Below are 17860 nucleotides of genomic sequence, written 5' to 3'. Positions count from 1 at the left end.
ATCATGAATTATCGTTCATATACAAAATACCTGACCTCACTCGTAATACTGGCTATCTTGGGTAGCTGCAGCAAAGACTTCCTGAACAGACCGCCGGAAGATAGTATTGTGGATGCCAACTTCTACCAGACCTCCGACCAGGTATGGGCTGGGACCGCCCCCCTCTATGGCCTGGTATGGTTTGCCTACAACGATAAAGCCTCTCACGGCTTGGGCGATGGAAGAGCCGGCGTACTTATGTCTGGCTCTTACCAGGTAGAAAATATCCGCATGCAAACGACGGATGTTACGCCGGAAGTATACAGTTCGTGGACCGCGTTCTTCAGCGTGATAGCACAATCCAATATGGCTATCAACAATATCACCAAGTACACAGCGAAGAGTGTACCCGACAACGTTAAAAACGGTGCAATCGCGGAAGGCCGCTTTATGCGGGCACTCGCCTATTCCTACCTGGTACAAAACTGGGGACCGGTGCCGGTAATTGTGGATAACAACGTACTGGTAACAGATACTTCTATCAGTCGCAATACCGTAGAATCCGTATGGGGCTTCATTATCCGCGAATTTCGCTATGCAGCTGCCAACCTTCCCACCGCACCGGTACAAAAAGGTCGCTTAACCAAATGGTCGGCCGAAGGGATGCTGGCGAAAGCATACCTTACCCGCGCAGGCGTAGGGAGTGTTCAAACAAGGCGGCAAACGGATCTCGACAGCGCAAAATGGTTTGCCAAAGATGTAATCAGCAACAGCGGTGCAGCACTCATGAGCAATTATGAGGACTTGTTCCTGACAAAAAATAATAACAACTCCGAAAGCCTGTTTGCCCTTCAATGGAAATATGATGGCGACTGGGGCACACAAAACAGCGTACAGGCATTCCTGGCTTATGGTTCTGAAATCACCGGCTTTGCAGATGGATGGGGCAGTGACCTGGGCGCTTCGCTGGACCAGCTAAAATTATATTCTCCCAATGACAAAAGACGTAAAGGTACTTTTATGTACCCAGGCGATCACTACTCCTATATTCATCAGTCGGTAGATGATCCGAATAATCCCGGTAAGAAGATCATCCAGGAGCTGCAAGTTCCCTGGCGCTACAATGGAACCGAACGGTATAATACCCGGGCATGGGTGAAAAAATATGTAGTAGGCCGGCCGGAAGACAACGATGGAAAAGTAACCCAGCAACATACGGAAATTAACACTTACATGCTGCGGTTAGCAGATGTATACCTCATATATGCAGAAGCTATACTCGGCAATGCCGCCAGCACCGCCGACGGAGAGGCGCTTACTTATTTTAACGCCGTTCGTCAGCGCGCAGGGCTGCTACCCAAATCAACCATTACCTGGGATGATATCTATAAGGAAAGAAGATTGGAACTGGCCATGGAAGGACAAGCATGGTACGACATCCTGCGCCTGCATTATTACAATCCGCAAAAGGCAATCAACATACTGAATGCACAGGATAAAGGCACCTACCGCATTATACCTGATAAGGAAACAAATGCTACCAGCTGGACAGTAACTTCCGATACACCGGCATTTTACCCGGTAACAGAAAGTAATTTCCTGTTGCCACTACCGGCTGCCGAATTATCGGCTGCTCCCAATCTCCGGAAACCACCGGTACCTTATCCTTATTAATCTTCAAAATGAACTTGTATGACGCATAATAATCCTGCATTTCATAAACAATATGGCGGCCTGGTTACAGGTATGCTGGCCATCTTGTGCCTGCTCCTGTCCTGCTCTAAAAACAATGACCAGTCCGGTCCACCGGTGATCAATAAAGTCACCCTGCTCGACTCTACCCTGCAAGACAGCACCTTCACCAAAGCCTTGCCCGGTACACTGATCCTCATTACAGGTCAAAACCTGGGAGGAGTGGTAAGCATTGCGTTCAATGGCGCCAGTGCTTATTTTAATCCTACCTACAATACCAGTACACATATCATTCTCACCATCCCGTCTAACGCACCTACCGAAGCTACAGATCCCAAAGTGCCCAACCAGATACACCTGGTTACCACCCACGGGGAACTCACGTATACTTTTGTAGTAGATATACCGCCTCCATCTATAGCGGCCATTTCTAATGAAAATGCGCTTCCCGGCGACTCTCTTATCATTTACGGTTCCAGCCTGTTCCTGATCAATAAGATCACCTTCCCGGGAGGAAAAGAGGTGACATCGGTTGCTACCAACGCCGCAGGTACGCGTGCAGGCCTCATTATGCCCGATCTGGGCAGCGATACCGGCCGGCTGGTTATACATGCCAAATTCGGCACCGCGATGTCTGACGGGCCTTTAAATGACCATGCCAGCGGGGATGTGATCAGCAACCTGACCAACAGTGGAGAAAGTGGCGAACCTCCTGTGTTTAACTGGGCCTGGTGGGGCGCCAACAGAACCAGCGACGCCGCTTTATTTCCCGGCACCCATGGTGGATATCTGCAGAACATCTTCGGAGGTGTGGGCGCTAATGATGGCGGATGGTGGAATGGCAACCGGTCTGGCAACTTCAACGATGTAGCCATGTTTACTACAGATGTACTTACTAAAGAAGCCTCTCAGTATGCATTGAAATTCGAAATCAATACCAAAGAGCCATGGACAGCGGGTATCAACGTACTCCGCTTCAACGATAAATATGCTTTCCGGTATATGCCATGGCAAAATGCCGACAACAAAACCTTTGACACCAAGAACAAATGGCAAACGGTAACGGTTAACCTCTCCGCATTCCGGCTTGCCGACAACGGGGTGGAAGGTACCGGCGCAGCAGCTGCGGTAATGGGCGACCTGTTAAAAAGCGATGGCAAAGTAACTTTCGGATACCGCATCATCACAGAAAGCGCCGGCGTAGAAGTATACAATACCGCCTACGACAACTTCAGGATAGTAAAGATAAAATAGTGGTCAACCGCTCGCCGCACCTGCTATAGATACGGCGAGCGGTATTCAAAAGGAAGCATAATCTGTTCAGATGAAAAACATAAATGATAGCACACTACTTTGTCTCCTGTTTTGTTCATTAGCAGCCTGTGGTAAAAAGTCCACCTTACCCAACAACAATGACAACGGCAATCATCCTGATACTGTTACTACCGTAGTTACGCCTCCCGATCCGGCTACCGCGCTTACAGAAGGATTTTTTAAAGATGGATGGACCGCCAGGAGCTTTACTGCGCCTGCATTCACAGAAGCGACAGCGCCAACAAGCGCCAATGACACCGTGAACGTGGACGCAGCTACGATTGTTACAAAAATTTCACCGGCATTGTTTGGCAACAATGCCAACCTGTATATGACACAGATGGTGACCGAGCCCGCCCTATTGGGGCATATTACCAAACTCCGTCCTGGCATTATCCGGTTTCCAGGCGGTAACCTCAGCAGCGTTTATTTCTGGAATGCCGCCCCGGGCCATCCGCCAGCAGATGCACCGGCCAACCTTCCCGATATGAATGGCGCCATGGCCAATGCCGGTTATTGGTTTGGACGTAACAACGACAGCTGGACGCTTTCGCTGGACAACTACTACCGCATGTTACAACAAACCGGCAATGAAGGCATCATTACGCTCAACTATGGCTATGCCAGGTATGGCGCCGGGTCAAATCCCGTAGCCACTGCCGCCCACCTGGCCGCCGATTGGGTACGATATGATAACGGTCGCACGAAATACTGGGAAATAGGCAATGAAAGCAATGGCACCTGGCAAGCTGGTTATCGCATCGACCAGTCGCAGAATAAAGACGGGCAACCGTTGCAGGTAACCGGCGACCTGTATGGCCGCCATACTAAAATATTTATCGACTCTCTCCGTAAAGCGGCTACCGAAATTGGTAAGCCCATTTACATCGGCGTACAGCTATTGGAGCAGCAGCCCGCCAGCTGGGCCACGCCTACCGATAAAAGCTGGAACAATGGCGTATTACAACAAGCCGGCAACCTTGCAGACTATTTTATTGTACACAGCTACTATACGCCTTACAATACCAACTCGACCCCACTGGAAATACTGGCATCTGCCAGCACCGTTACCAAAAGCATTTATGATTTTGTTGCCAGCTCCTGCCAGGCTGCCGGCGTAAGCCCCAGGCCGCTGGCACTTACAGAATGGAATATCTTTGCTACCGGCTCACAACAAATGGTGTCGCAGGTAGCAGGCATGCATGCAGTGATGGTATTGGAAGAGCTTATGAAAAATAAGTTTGGAATGGCCAGCCGCTGGGACCTTTCCAACGCGTGGGATAATGGAAATGACCATGGTCTTTTCAGCACCGGCGACGCGGCTTCCGGTGAATCAAAATGGGATCCACGCCCCGCCTTCTATTACCTCTACTTTCTGCAAAAAACGTTAGGCGACAGGTGTATCAACGCCGCTACCACCAATGCTAGTATTGTCTCCTATGCGTCTACCTTCAGCTCAGGAGAAATATCCACGGTACTGGTCAACAAAGGAAATACTACCCGGAATGTACAGCTTACTTTCAAAAATTTTAATGCGGGCAACCGGTTCTATTGGTATACGCTAAACGGCGGAGATGGTGTTACCGGGTTTGGCAGAAAAGTATTTGTAAATGGTAGCGGACCGGGTGGATCCGCCGGAGGCCCTGGGGATTATGAAAATGTAAAAGCCAATGCCGCCCTTACACAGAACGGTATTAAAGTAGCTTTGCCGCCGATGTCGGTAGCATATGTTGTGATAGAAAAAAAATAACCGTAGCTATGAAAAGTTGGACAGAGGGCATTATTCAACAATGGAAAACAGACAGTATCCCGCTTAACAAAGGTGCATTAATAGAAATGATTGCCGAAACAGAAACCGCGCTGGGGTTCAGATTCCCGGGAGAGTTCACAGAACTCTACCTGCAAACAGATGGATTTGCACACCGGGAATTTCCCGGCGGCGGTTATGTTATATGGCCTATCCACCGGATACTGCATGAATTCAGGGAAAGCGCCAATAAAAATTTTATCGGATTTGCCGATTTTCCCGGGCATCACCAGAAAATCGGTTTCCTGAAAAACAAAAAAGGGATCTTCAGAAATTCAGACCAGCAATCTTCATTTGCCGACACTTTCAGGGAAGGCATACAGCGGATGAATATCACGCAAAGACGCTAAGGAGCAAAGCAGCAAAGAAATTTATAAGCTCCCTAAGAGCTCATGTTTTGACAAATTCTCTTTGCGCCTTAGCGCCTTTGCGGGCATCATCGCGCTACATCCCACCACACACGGCCGGTCAGGTCGTCTTTACCCTGTAACCCCGGCTGTGCAGCAATTGCCGCTTCTACATGCTTAGTATTGATATTATGCTCCGACAAAGGATAACCTTGGCGGCGGGGAATAGGAATATTATTATTTCCCGGGGCAGGCGTCAGCTCCGGATAGCCCGTTCTTCTCCATTCTGCCCAGGCTTCATAGCCGTTCATATACAAATGCACCCAGCGTTGGTAAGCAATCTGTTTAATGGCAGTGGCAGCATTATACACTACTTCCGGGCGGGCCATATAGGCAGCCAACCCGGTGGAAGAACCCGTCCACTGATTAACAGAAGCTTCAATAGCTGCATTGTAATCCGCCATAGCAGCGGCATCGCCGCCGGGAATCCAACCCAGCTTGGCTGCCTCCGCCCGTGCCAGCAGCACCTGTGCATAAGTGACCACGTAAGCGGTGGCATCCTGCTTACGGATAGCTGTTCCCTGGAACGACACACTACCTGCCGGAATATTCTGCGCATCTTTTCCTTCCAGACCATAAGGCATGCCTGCATAATCGCCACTGCTGTTGGTGGCCGCATATACTTTTAACCTCGGATCGCCCAGGGGCTTCATAAAGTCCACCAGTGGCTTGCTGATGCAGTACCACCGGCGGCCCTGTATACTATATACATAGTACCAATAGTTTTGGTACGCGGTTTCCGGCAAATGCTGGGTAATAGCATTATCATCATTCCCCGTAAAAATACCGGTAGTAAGCGCCGCGACAAATTCCCGTTTACCCCAGGCAGGATCCACTTTCGACAACCGTAACGCCATCAGCGCATGCAGGGTGCCTGCAAAACGTTTCCATTTGCCGGTATCGCCATAGTACAACACGTCGCCTTTAGCTGGGTTACTGTTTTCCAGCTGTGCCGCGGCCTCTGTCAGTTCTTTAAACAGATCGGTATAAATATCTTTCTGACTGTCATAGGCCGGGTCTATCTTTGCCCTGCCCTGTAAGGCTTCTTTATAGGGCACATCGCCCCAGCGATCCGTGATATACCAGAAAAAATAAGCCCTTAGTATCCGGGCTACCGCCTGCTGGTTATTGGCCGACCCTTCATCAGTATTGAAGTGTGCCGTTTTAATAATCAGGTTCAGGTTCATCAACGCATCTGCATAAAAATTAGAGAACTCAAAAGAGTTGTTGATATAACGGGAAGCATCGGTATACACTTTCTCCGACAGGTGCTGCACGTATAACAGGCCATAAGGCGTAGCAGCGGTAGTATCCATTTTCAGGATGGCATAAGTCAGCAACTTGGGGTTGGAAAAGGTATCCGGCAAGTTCGGATTCCGGTTAAGGTCGTCGGAAAATTTTGTACATCCGGTTAACGTAAACGATGCTACGAAAATAATATATAGTAATTGCTTCATGATGATCGGGTTTACAGGGAAATATTCAGGTTAATACCAAATGACCGGGTAGACGCCAGCTGCCCTGTTTCCAGCCAGCTGATAGAAGACCTGCCGGTAGATAGTTCTGAAGGATCCAATCCTTTAGGCGCCTGTTGATATATCATCACCGGGTTGCGGGCTATCAATGCTACATTGATGCTATTAAACGGCATGCGGCGATGTGCTTCCCGGGTAAACGTATAGCCTACACGCACTTCTCTCAGCTTAATATAACTCGCATCATACAACCATTCTTCATATATCGAGGTACCCAGCGTAGTACGATAATAGGATTTGGCATCCACGTAAGCGGTGACTTCCTGCCCGGTAACGCTGGAAATACCGTTCACTTTTACACCGCCCCCATCTGCCAGCGGATCACGCACATTCTTGCCACGATCATTCATGGCAGCCGTTTCCGGCGCCTGGCCCGATTTTACACTCAGCATTTTTGTCCAGCTGAAAAATTTACCGCCGGATTGAAAGTCAACCATGGCCGACAAATCAAAGTGCCCTATGCGGAAAGTATTCTGCCATCCGCCAGTGAAATCAGGTACTACACTACCAAAATTGTGGTTCTCCTTAAACATGGGCAAATTGGCGGCATCCAGCAGGATCTTACCGGTTTTAGGATCACGCTGATACGCATTGCCCACCAGGGTGCCAAAGGCCGCATTCACATCGGCATTCAGGTAAACGCTCACGCGGGAATACGTGTTGGCATCCAGCTGCAGGGTGTTTAACCCGGGATACAATTTCTTTATCAGGCTCCGGTTCCGGCTGAAATTCAATACAGATGACCAGTTGAACACCTTTGTTTGTACAGGGGTGGCATTCAGACTCAACTCCACGCCCTGGTTCTGGATATTACCTGCATTGATCACTGTACTCACATAACCGATAGCACCCGATACCGGGATACTGAGTACCTGGTCGATATTCTGTTGGTTATACCAGGTAAAAGCCAATCCTACCCGGTTCTTCAGCATCTTCAGGTCCACCCCTGTTTCGAATGAGTTGCCCAGCGAAGGCCGTATCTCATTGTTATTAAGCGTTGAAGGCAAGTGCATAGGCAGGTAAGGACTATTATCACGTCCTTTGTAAGGCGCCTCCAGTAAATAGGATTCGTAAATCTGGTAAGGATCCAGGTCGGAACCGGCTTTAGCAAAACCTATGCGGAACTTGCCATAGGAAAGCGGTTCCCACTTCAACAGCTCACTGAATACTACGCTCAATGATACAGAAGGATACCAATAAGAGTTATGATTTGCTGGAAGGGCAGAAGAAATATCATTACGGATGGTAGCATCCAGGTAATAGATATTATCATACCCCAGCGAAACGGCTGCATACTCGCTGCGTACCTCCTTTCTCCGCAGGTAATTAGATACGTCCGGGCGGTCGATGGAGGCAGAAAGGTTGTAGAAATTTACCACAGATAAACCGCCCTGGGTTCTTCCCATGATACCGGTATAACGCTGGGTAAGCAAGTTGGCGCCGAGATTGGCGTTCAGGCTCCACTTGTCAAATGTTTTATTATACTGTGCCAACACTTCATAGTTCATCTCCTTATTCTCAAATTTGGCCTCATAATATTCATTAAGATCCCTTCCGCCATAGGCTTTCCGCTGGTTGATACTTTGGGTAAACATATCCGCCCTTACCGCACCGCTTACCTTCAGGCCGGGCAATACGTCGTAAGTAAGACCTATATTGCCAAAGAAGCGATCGCGCCCATCCTCGTTCAGGTTTTCATAAGCTTCGAAGTAAGGGTTATTCCAATCGCTGCCAGGCTTCTTCAGGAAATCCGGGTCATCTACATCTTCATGATTCCAGTGATAAAAAGTACCGTCCGGGTATTTATACTGCCGTAGCTTCTTCATATCCAGCGAACGTTCGAACCACTGGTAAAAGTTACGGGAACCGTTGTAGTAGCCCTGCGCCGGGCGTTGCCCTTTATTATTGGCGTAATTAAAACTGGTAGATACCGTTACTTTGGTATTCAGGTTGAGCGAGCCGTTAAACCCCAGGTTATTTCTTTTGAGATAAGTATTAGGTTCTATTCCTTTTATATCCGTATGATTAAACGACAGGCGAAACGTAGTGTTTTCGCCACCTCCCGACATACTGACGTTGTTATTGAAGGTGGTACCGGTTACAAAATAATCCTTTACATTGTCAGGATGTGGACTGAAGGGCGTTAACTTCCCATAGTCGGGATCGGCGGGGTAAAAACTGTACATCTGGCGCACCGGCGTACCATCCATCTTAGGACCCCAGCTTTCATCGGTGCCGGATGCCAGCAACTGCGTTTGCCCGTTTACGGTAATGGTACTAAACTTTTGGCTGCTACCGGCGCCATAGATATTTTGCAGCGGCATAAAGTTACCCGCTTTTTCTATGGAGAAGGCGGAGTTAACATCCACCATTACCTTCTTACTTCCCTTACGGCTACCCTGCCGGGTGGTGATCAGGATCACGCCGTATTGTCCTCTTAGTCCATATAAGGCAGAAGCAGCGGGGCCTTTCAGCACGTTCACAGACTCAATATCCTCCGGGTTAATATCCTGGGCCAGGTTACCCAGATCGGGGCCATTCCTGCCCGCGAAGTTGTTATTGCTCACAGGCGTACCATCCACCACAATTAACGGCTCTTCCTGGCCATTAATGGAGTTGATACCCCGGAGCTTAATTTTCTGCGTACCTCCCATACTGGCGCCCGACGCGCCCACTACCTGTACACCGGCTATTTTACCCGACAAGGAGCCCAGTACATTCTGCTCTTTGGTCAGCGTAAGGTTGCTGCCTTTTACCTCCTGTACCGAATAGCCTACGGCTCTTTCCTTCCGGGAGATGCCCAGGGCGGTAACCACCACCTGGTCCAGGTTATGGGTATCCTGCCTTAATACCACATCAATACTGCTTTTTCCCGAGGTACCGATTTCAGTAGTGAGGTACCCTACCAACCGGAAAATAAGTATGACCTCATTTTTCCCGGCATCCAGCTGGTATCGGCCTTCCGGATCTGTAGACGTGCCTTTATTAGTGTTCTTAATCTGTACGCTTACGCCGGGCAAGCCCTCCCCTTTTTCGCCTGTAACCTTACCGGTAAGAAGGTGGGATTGGGCTACAGACATCAGGGAAACAGTACAGCACACTAATAGGATAGTGAATAGTTTTTTCATGAATAAGCGGGTTAGATCTTGGTGAAATATTATGTTCTACAAAATAGAATAATAATTGGGGAATGTCAATAGGTATAAAATGCCAGCTGCTATCCTGTATAAATTCCGTAAATTAACATATGCGTTTACTCATATTGCTACTGCTGACAGGACTTTTATCTACCGCCGTAATTGCGCAGACCGCGCCACCAGTGGTGCTCGGGCAACTGACCACCGACAAAATAAAGGAGGCCTCGGGCATTGCATCCAGCGTGCCGCTGAAAGGCTGCTACTGGACACATAACGACAGTGGCAACAAACCAGAAGTATACCTGCTCAACAGTAAAGCTGCGCTAATCAGTACCATTAAGCTGGAAGGGGTGAGTAACCGCGACTGGGAAGATATTGCAGAAGGCGCCGGCCCGGTAAAAGGCAAGCATTATGTATATGTTGGAGATATTGGCGACAACGCCGGTATCCGGAAACATATCCGCATTTACCGTTTCCCGGAACCTGAAAAATTACCGGAAGAAAAAACAAGCGTTACACCAGATATACTAACGCTCAAATATCCCAACGGCCCGCGGGATGCAGAATCGTTGCTGATAGACCCTATCAATAAACAAATCTATATTATCAGTAAAAGAGAAAAAGAAGTTAGTCTCTATAAAGCCGGTTCCACCCTCTTTAAAGATGGCGATAAAGTGGTGCTGGAAAAGTTGATAAAGCTCCCCTATACCTGGGTTACCTCTGGAGATATTTCTAAAGACGGTCACCATATTGTGATAAAAACGTTGACCCATATTTACTACTGGCACCGCAACAGCAATGAAACGGTGGAAGAAGCGATGGCGCAACCTGCCAAAGAGCTTCCCTATATCGAAGAAAAACAAGGCGAAGGCATTACCATCACACCCGGGAATGATGGCTACGTTACCATCAGTGAAGGAAAAAATGCACCGATCTATTTTTACAAATGGAACTTCTAGTTTCCCCGCTTGCAATGCGGCTGCTATCGCAATTCAGTAACTAATCCTATCATTGTATAGTGCAGGCAGCCCTCACTTTCTGCTGCTAACCCTTTATCATATAAACCCTCAAAACAGGTGTTGCTATTGCCGGTAATACCTGCGTAAAACCGTTTTGCTATGCCATCGTTCAAAAGGTTCCATCATTTTCATGTGCGGGGAATGCCGCTCCGACACAACATACCAGACCAATAAGCGCTATATCAGCTCACCTCAGAAACCATTTACTCAACAACCTCATTCGCTCATGCAAAAGAAAGCTATCATCATTGGCGCTGGCCCGGCAGGGTTGACCGCTGCCTATGAACTATTACAACGTACCAGCATCATCCCGGTAGTACTCGAAAAAAGTACCGACATAGGAGGTATCTCCAAAACAGTCAATTATAAAGGCAATCGCATCGACATTGGCGGCCACCGTTTCTTCTCAAAATCAGACCGCGTAATGGATTGGTGGATGAACATGATGCCACTGGATAAAGAAGCCGCAGAAATATTTTCTATCAGCTATCAACAGAAAACAAGGGAAATAAAATCCCCGCGAAATAACCACAGTACTGATACACTGGTAGCGCCCAATCCTGACCTGATCATGCTGGTAAGAAAACGCCTGTCGCGCATTTACTTCATGCATAAATTCTTTACCTACCCTATACAACTATCGGTAGATACGCTGCGTAAGCTGGGTTTCACTACCACCATCAGCATCATGGTATCTTATCTGTGGGCACAGATCTTCCAGCGGAAAGATGAAAGCACCCTGGAAGATTTTATGATCAACCGCTTTGGTAAAACCTTGTACCACCTCTTCTTTAAAGACTATACGGAAAAAGTATGGGGCGTTTCCTGTAAAGCTATCTCGGCCGAATGGGGCGCACAAAGAATTAAAGGAATTTCCATCGGCAAAGCCATTGCACACGCAGTAAAATCTGCTGTAGAAGCCGGCAAGCCGAAAGACCTCAAACAGAAAAATGTAGAAACCAGCCTGATCGAACAATTCCTATACCCTAAACATGGCCCCGGCCAGCTTTGGGAAGAGGTGGCACACCAGGTGATCAACAAAGGCGGCACCGTATTAATGCAGCACGATGTCAGAAAAATCCACACTTCCGGCAACCAGATAACCGCTATTGAAGCGCTGGACCGCACCACCGGCGAAGTCGTCACCCTGGAAGGCGATTATTTTTTTTCTACCATGCCCATCAAGGAACTGGTAGCCGACCTGGAAGCAGATGTTCCGGCTAATGTACAGGAAATAGCCGCAGGCCTACATTACCGCGACTTTATCACCATTGGTATCCTGCTAAAAAACCTGAGCTTCGAGGATAAGAAAACGAAAGAACACAAACCCATCACCTTAAAAGATACCTGGATTTATATACAGGAAAAAGACGTTAAAGTAGGACGCCTCCAGCTCTTCAACAACTGGAGCCCCTATATGGTAAAAGATCCGGATACCACCTGGGTCGGAATGGAATACTTCTGTAATAAAGGCGATGATTTCTGGGAACTGACAGACGACGCTATCCGCCAGACCGCTATCAATGAACTGTGTAAGATAGGTCTGGCCCAGCCTTCCGATGTGCTGGATGCCACCGTACTGCGCATGGAAAAAACTTACCCGGCCTATTGGGGTACCTACGCCCGGTTTGAGGAGTTAAAAACATATATCGACGCCTTCGAAAACCTTTTCCTGGTGGGCCGCAATGGTATGCATAAATATAACAACTCCGACCACTCCATGCTTACCGCCATGGTGGCGGTAGACAACATCACAGAGGGTATTGTTACCAAAAACAATATCTGGTCTATCAATACAGAGCAGGAATATCATGAAGAGAAAAAATAAAAACAAGGGCTGATCAGAGAATTATGCACTGGTCAGCCCTCCTTATTTTTATATCGCCTGCGCCGGCACTGCCACCGGGGCAGCTTTGGGTGGAGTAACCGGCAGCGGCGCCACTACTTCATCCCCTACCATAGGCCCATCTGCGGCCAGCTCACTACCTTCTTTCTTCGATTTGAAAATAGGCCACAACAGCTGCGCATACCATTCTTCCTCCTTGTAATGCTTTAATCCGTAAGCCTTTGGATACTGCCGGGTGATAATACCGGTTCCAAAAATAACATCCCAGATAAAAAACATGTTTCCAAAATTCCCCTTATAGTATCCGATGCCATCATCGGTGGTATCGGCATGGTGTGCATGGTGGGTGGCCGGGGTAGATATGAGCCGTTCCATTACCCAGCCTATAGGCTTCAACCACTTGATGGTGTAAAATGGCTTATCCCATTTGATACTGCTATGTGCGCCGGTTGTGATTAAAGATTTGATACCTCCCACAAAGAGCGCCGGATACCCCAAACCAAGATAGGTAAGCGCTACCGTGAGGTATATCTGGGAAAAGAAGGCCGTGTAAATAATATTCTGCCTGCTGGCCATCGCCATTCCCATATAGGGCGCAGAATGATGCGTACGGTGAAAACGCCACAGGATGGGCAACTGGTGATGCAAACGATGATACCAATATTGGGTCAGGTCGTCGGCTACGGCCATGATAGCAAATCCCCACCAGAAAGGCACCCAGGCAAAGGCATCTTTGGCCTGCGGTAACACCCAGGGCAACAGCTTCAACCCGAAATAGGCAATCATAGGTCTTAATACTACTTTAGGAAGAATAAAGCATACCACATCAAGTATTCGCTCATTCTTCGTCCACTTGTTTTCATATAGCCCCACAGAAAATTCCACTACACCCACCGCTATCATAATAGCAGGCAGGCCCCATGTTTTCAGATTTTGAAATACTGCCTCCAGGATGGCCGGCATACGGAAAGGCAGCTGTGTTGTTGCGGTGGTTAACCAGGGTTTGCTTCCACTAAAATAAAAGGAGAGCAACATCAGGAAAATGGGTAATACATATAGCAGCAGGCTCACCAACGAATCCCGCAGGATGACGGGTGTGCTTGTTTTTGCAGGTGCTGTCATAATGAAATGTTTTAGGTGATACATTAATTGTTTAACAGGTTAAATACAAACCAGATAGCGCCGGATATTACTATCAGCGGTATCAAAAAAATAACAATGCCGATGGCGATCTTCTTTGTGATCAATACGATATCTGCCAGTGTCATAAATTGTTTTTTTTAAATGGGTTAAGGATGTATAATTTCTACATGGTTCAGCTTACCGGTAAACGTGTAGGGCGATCTGTACAACGGCGATACGGCCGACCCCTGATCCCTGCCTATATCCAGCCCTTCGTCATAAGGTGTAATCACTGCATCTTCTTTGGTAATAGCCCGTTCTGCTACTTTCTCCTCATTGATGTATAGTATTTCAGTACCAGCAGGATCTGTTAATCGCCGCGCCGGTGTATACTTCAATTCATAACGCAGGATAGCTTTGCCAACGGTAAGTTTCCGGGAGGCAGCCAGGTCTGTTAAGCGGCCGTTATTGTTATGCACGGCTTTCAACCTGCCATCCTGCACAAAAAGGGTAAACCCGGAAAAGCGGCCACCGATGGCCAGCAACACGCCTTCTGCCTGGCCATCCTTCCACTCCACATCGGCATTAATAATAAATGACTGCTCGCTGAGGAAAGGCGCTGAGCGTGTAGGCACCTGGGTTAGTCCCGGATACAAAATGGCACTGCGGCGGCTATCCAGCGGTCCCCTGGTGAGTAATGCCGGCGTAATGCGGGCACTGTCGCCCAGCAAAGGATATACTTTATACTTATGCGCCTGCTCATCAAACAGGGCCTGCAACTCTTTCAGCTTTGCAGGATTGGCAGCAGCCAGGTCATGTTGCTCGTTAAAGTCTTCATTAAGATTGTATAGCTCCCATTTATCGTTGCTGAAGGGGGTTCCCCGCTCATGTGCCACCGCCGCTTTCCAGCCATCTTTGTAAACGCTGCGCCCACCGGCAATTTCATAGTATTGCACATGATGCCTGCCGGCTGCCGTGGGATTATTAATCGTATAGGCGAGACTGATACCTTCCAGGCTGTCTTGTGGATAACCATTAATTACTTTGGGCACGGTTAATCCCGCCAGTTCCAGTACAGTGGGCGTAACGCTGTTCACATGAGAATACTGTGTACGAATCCCTCCCTGTTTAATCAGCTTAGGATAAAAAATGACCAGCGGATTACGGGTACCTCCTTCGCTGTTGGCATCCTGCTTCAGGTAGCGGAAAGGCGTATTGGCGGCCTGCGCCCAGCCCACCGGGTAGTTAGGACCCGATTCCGGCGTGCCTATTTTATCATACAGGCTATCTATCTCTTTAATCCTGCTGTCGTATGATTCGGTAAACAGGTTCCCGTTAATATATTCATTGATACCATGTACATGTCCGCTAAGGCCGCCTTCCTTGCTGGCGCCATTATCCCCGATAATCAATACTACCAGGGTATTATCCAGTTGCCGGGTATCGCGCAGGTAACTGATTAATCTTCCTACTTCATAATCGGTATGGGATAAGAAGCCGGCATATACTTCAAAGAAGCGGGCAAATACTTTCTTCTCTACCGGCGACAAGGATGCCCAGGGTTTCACGCCGGGGTTGCGGGGAGGCAGTGTTACATTGGCAGGTACCAGTCCCAGTTTCTTTTGCCGGGCTAATACCTGCTCCCGGTATACATCCCAGCCTGCATCAAATTTTCCTTTGTATTTCTCTACCCAGGATTTATCTACCTGGTGTGGCCCATGCGTAGCGCCGGGAGTAAAATAAAGGAAGAAAGGCTTATCCGGCGCAGCGGAATGCTGGGCAGCAATATAGGCAATAGCCTTATCTACCAATACTGTAGTGAGATGCTGGCCATGCAGGTCTGGTTCTACTTTCACGGTATTTTCCCAGAGTGCAGGCGTATACTGATCCGTTTCTCCCCCCATAAAACCAAAGAAGGCATCAAAACCGCGACCGGTAGGCCATCGGTTAAAAGGCCCTGCCGGCGTAAGGTCCGGGCTGGGCGTAACATGCCATTTACCCACTGCATAGGTATTGTAACCATCTTCTCTTAATATTTCTGCAATAGTCCCTTTCTCAAAAGGCATATAGCCATTATGCCCCGGGAAATTAACAGCTGCATCAATTACCGTAGGCACATTGACGGAGTGGTGATTACGCCCGGTTAACAGGGAAGCACGCGTGGGACTGCATATGGCTGTGGTATGAAAATTCGTATAGCGCAAACCGTTATTAGCGAGACTATCAAACACCGGCGTCTCTACCAGTCCCCCAAAGGCGCTGCTGGCTCCCCAGCCAACATCGTCCAGCATGATGTAAACAATATTAGGGGCACCTTTCGGAGCAATAGGATTAAAAGGCGCAGCTGCCACGACTGACTGTGATAAGGTAACACCTACCTTGCCTGCATAGGGCTTTTCAGGACTATACTGGGCATATGCGGAAGCGCCGGAAAGCAGCGCGATGGTAAAAAACGTTTTGTAAGAAAGTAAATATTGCATGTGAGGTTGATTGTGTTGGCCATTAGATTATTTGTCCCACCAAAGTGCCGGTGTCTGATAACCGGAGCCAGCGGGCGTATGAATATTCAGGGATACTTCATTTTGCGGATAAGGAATCCTGCGGGGAATCTTACCTTCCGGGTTGGTCACACTGGTAGCATTTTTGGCCAATGGCAACACAGGGAAACCGGTACGGCGGTAATCGCTCCAGGCTTCCGGTTGCAGGAACAGGGCTATATACTTCTGCGTAATAAGCGTATTGAGGTCTGCGGTCGACTCTCCCTTTAGAGTAGTCTTTGCCGTTATATAAGCCAGTTGCTTCTCTGGTGTGGCATAGGGATCAGCGCTATTGCTGATCACCTTGGCAAAAGATGCTTTGATGGCCGCTTCCAGCGATGCTTTCACCAGGGGATCAGCCGGGTTAATCCGCCAACGGGCTTCAGCCTCCAGGAATTTGGCTTCAGCAAAGCTGGTAAGGATAACCGGACTGGTAGCAGTGCCATAATAGCTGCCAATAACAGAGAAGGCGCCGGGTACGCCGGGTGCGCTCCCCCTGTAAGTAGCGCTGCCCACGGGATAGGGCGTAGCAAAATAGGCCCGGCGGGGATCTACCAATGGCCCTTCCGGCTTAGTAGGATCATCTGTTACGGCGTTGCCATTAAGCAGGTTCACAAAAGAAGCGCCCAATCCGATCCAGCCCGGGCGATTACTGTTTTGTTGATAAAATGGATTGGCATTGGTGGTAGAAGCACCAAATATCACTTGCGCATCGGCAGAATTATCGGCTATGCCGCGATACCTGCTGCCATCATATAAGGCAGCCAACACCTGTTGTGCAGCACCTGTACTGTTTATTTTTGAGAGATGAATAGCATACCGGGCTTTCAATGTATATGCGAACGATTTCCAGCGGTCTATATTTCCACCGAAGATAACATCATCTGAAGCAGGTAAAGCGCCCTTGTTGTTAGCTGCCGGCACAGCCAGTTCCAGCAGCGCTGAATCCAGCTGCGCCTGCAGATCCTTATAAATATCTTCCTGCTTATCATACGCGGGATTGGTAATATTATTCCCGTATAGAGATTCCTTATAAGGGATATCTCCAAAAAGATCAGTCAGCGTACCATAACTGTAAACACTCAATATCCGTGCAATACCACTGTAATAAGGTAATTGCTGTTGTGCTGCAGTGGTTTTCACAATCTTCAGTTCATCCAGTACATCCGCATAAAATCCTTTCCAGGTACTGTTGAAATACTGGCTAGACGTAGTATAGTTATCGAATGAAGCGGCATCTCCATTAGCACCGGAGGCCTGCTGTATGTATATATTGGCAATAAGCCCCGCGTTCACGCCCACATTGAATCCCAAGGCCACTTCCGCGCCGGTCAATACAGCACTGATAGATACGGCTGTGGATGCATTCGGATTTACATTGGTTTCCTGCAAGGAGCAGGCTGCCGGCATTGTAATGATACTAACGCCAACTAGTATACGATTTATATATTGATAGACTTTCATG

Annotated in this window: 12 protein-coding genes; 6 read left to right on the top strand and 6 right to left on the bottom strand. The window is 48.4% G+C overall.

Going from position 1 to position 17860, the window contains the following annotated elements; translation table 11 throughout:
• Nucleotides 1–3: 3 nt before the first annotated feature.
• The 4 genes from HGH91_RS25145 to HGH91_RS25130 all read left to right on the top strand — a co-directional run bounded on the left by HGH91_RS25145 (nt 4) and on the right by HGH91_RS25130 (nt 5142).
• The gene (locus HGH91_RS25145) at nt 4–1653 is read left to right on the top strand and encodes a RagB/SusD family nutrient uptake outer membrane protein (protein WP_168741643.1); all 1650 of its coding nucleotides are present in this window, start codon (nt 4–6) and stop codon (nt 1651–1653) included.
• A gap of 18 nt (nt 1654–1671) precedes the next feature.
• A complete protein-coding gene (locus HGH91_RS25140) occupies nt 1672–2925 on the top strand; it encodes a glycan-binding surface protein (protein ID WP_168741642.1) in 1254 nt (417 codons plus the stop codon).
• 70 nt (nt 2926–2995) lie between these two features.
• Entirely contained in the window at nt 2996–4735 is a 1740-nt protein-coding gene (locus HGH91_RS25135; protein ID WP_168741641.1) for an alpha-L-arabinofuranosidase, read from the top strand.
• An 8-nt stretch (nt 4736–4743) separates the two neighbouring features.
• Nucleotides 4744–5142 (top strand): SMI1/KNR4 family protein, encoded by a 399-nt coding sequence (locus tag HGH91_RS25130; RefSeq protein ID WP_168741640.1) that lies wholly within the window; start codon nt 4744–4746, stop codon nt 5140–5142.
• Nucleotides 5143–5228: 86 nt separating this feature from the next.
• On the opposite strand, the gene HGH91_RS25125 is transcribed toward HGH91_RS25130, so the two are convergent.
• Complete coding sequence (locus HGH91_RS25125; RefSeq protein WP_168741639.1) at nt 5229–6656, bottom strand: SusD/RagB family nutrient-binding outer membrane lipoprotein; 1428 nt, start codon at nt 6654–6656, stop codon at nt 5229–5231.
• Between the two features lie 11 nt (nt 6657–6667).
• Nucleotides 6668–9862: a SusC/RagA family TonB-linked outer membrane protein gene (locus tag HGH91_RS25120; RefSeq protein WP_168741638.1), complete on the bottom strand. Its 3195-nt coding sequence runs from the start codon at nt 9860–9862 to the stop codon at nt 6668–6670.
• 119 nt (nt 9863–9981) lie between these two features.
• On the opposite strand from HGH91_RS25120, the gene HGH91_RS25115 reads away from it, so the two are divergent.
• Together HGH91_RS25115 and HGH91_RS25110 are read left to right on the top strand one after the other, a co-directional pair.
• A complete protein-coding gene (locus HGH91_RS25115; RefSeq protein ID WP_168741637.1) occupies nt 9982–10830 on the top strand; it encodes a hypothetical protein in 849 nt (282 codons plus the stop codon).
• Between the two features lie 286 nt (nt 10831–11116).
• Nucleotides 11117–12718 carry an NAD(P)/FAD-dependent oxidoreductase gene (locus HGH91_RS25110; RefSeq protein WP_168741636.1) on the top strand — a complete coding sequence of 534 codons (1602 nt, stop codon included), beginning with the start codon at nt 11117–11119 and terminating at the stop codon, nt 12716–12718.
• Between the two features lie 48 nt (nt 12719–12766).
• On the opposite strand, the gene HGH91_RS25105 is transcribed toward HGH91_RS25110, so the two are convergent.
• From HGH91_RS25105 to HGH91_RS25095, 4 genes are read right to left on the bottom strand one after another with little or no spacing between them, the layout of a single operon-like run.
• A complete protein-coding gene (locus HGH91_RS25105; protein WP_168741635.1) occupies nt 12767–13858 on the bottom strand; it encodes a sterol desaturase family protein in 1092 nt (363 codons plus the stop codon).
• 23 nt (nt 13859–13881) lie between these two features.
• Nucleotides 13882–14004 carry a hypothetical protein gene (locus HGH91_RS31425; protein ID WP_262888353.1) on the bottom strand — a complete coding sequence of 41 codons (123 nt, stop codon included), beginning with the start codon at nt 14002–14004 and terminating at the stop codon, nt 13882–13884.
• 21 nt (nt 14005–14025) lie between these two features.
• Nucleotides 14026–16338, bottom strand: coding sequence for an arylsulfatase (locus HGH91_RS25100; protein ID WP_168741634.1), 2313 nt, complete (start codon nt 16336–16338; stop codon nt 14026–14028).
• 27 nt (nt 16339–16365) lie between these two features.
• The gene (locus HGH91_RS25095) at nt 16366–17859 is read right to left on the bottom strand and encodes a SusD/RagB family nutrient-binding outer membrane lipoprotein (protein ID WP_168741633.1); all 1494 of its coding nucleotides are present in this window, start codon (nt 17857–17859) and stop codon (nt 16366–16368) included.
• Nucleotide 17860: the final 1 nt, after the last annotated feature.

This window comes from Chitinophaga eiseniae, assembly GCF_012641265.1.
Lineage (GTDB): Bacteria > Bacteroidota > Bacteroidia > Chitinophagales > Chitinophagaceae > Chitinophaga > Chitinophaga eiseniae_A.
The sequence above is the reverse complement of the archived record's forward strand: the minus strand, read 5'-3'. Positions and strand labels throughout refer to the sequence as shown.

Bases quoted from the DNA above. Each gene is read 5' to 3' on its own strand.
- HGH91_RS25145 (WP_168741643.1), top strand. From the start codon at position 4: ATGAATTATCGTTCATATACAAAATACCTGACCTCACTCGTAATACTG.
- HGH91_RS25140 (WP_168741642.1), top strand. From the start codon at position 1,672: ATGACGCATAATAATCCTGCATTTCATAAACAATATGGCGGCCTGGTT.
- HGH91_RS25135 (WP_168741641.1), top strand. From the start codon at position 2,996: ATGAAAAACATAAATGATAGCACACTACTTTGTCTCCTGTTTTGTTCA.
- HGH91_RS25130 (WP_168741640.1), top strand. From the start codon at position 4,744: ATGAAAAGTTGGACAGAGGGCATTATTCAACAATGGAAAACAGACAGT.
- HGH91_RS25125 (WP_168741639.1), bottom strand. From the start codon at position 6,656: ATGAAGCAATTACTATATATTATTTTCGTAGCATCGTTTACGTTAACC.
- HGH91_RS25120 (WP_168741638.1), bottom strand. From the start codon at position 9,862: ATGAAAAAACTATTCACTATCCTATTAGTGTGCTGTACTGTTTCCCTG.
- HGH91_RS25115 (WP_168741637.1), top strand. From the start codon at position 9,982: ATGCGTTTACTCATATTGCTACTGCTGACAGGACTTTTATCTACCGCC.
- HGH91_RS25110 (WP_168741636.1), top strand. From the start codon at position 11,117: ATGCAAAAGAAAGCTATCATCATTGGCGCTGGCCCGGCAGGGTTGACC.
- HGH91_RS25105 (WP_168741635.1), bottom strand. From the start codon at position 13,858: ATGACAGCACCTGCAAAAACAAGCACACCCGTCATCCTGCGGGATTCG.
- HGH91_RS31425 (WP_262888353.1), bottom strand. From the start codon at position 14,004: ATGACACTGGCAGATATCGTATTGATCACAAAGAAGATCGCCATCGGC.
- HGH91_RS25100 (WP_168741634.1), bottom strand. From the start codon at position 16,338: ATGCAATATTTACTTTCTTACAAAACGTTTTTTACCATCGCGCTGCTT.
- HGH91_RS25095 (WP_168741633.1), bottom strand. From the start codon at position 17,859: ATGAAAGTCTATCAATATATAAATCGTATACTAGTTGGCGTTAGTATC.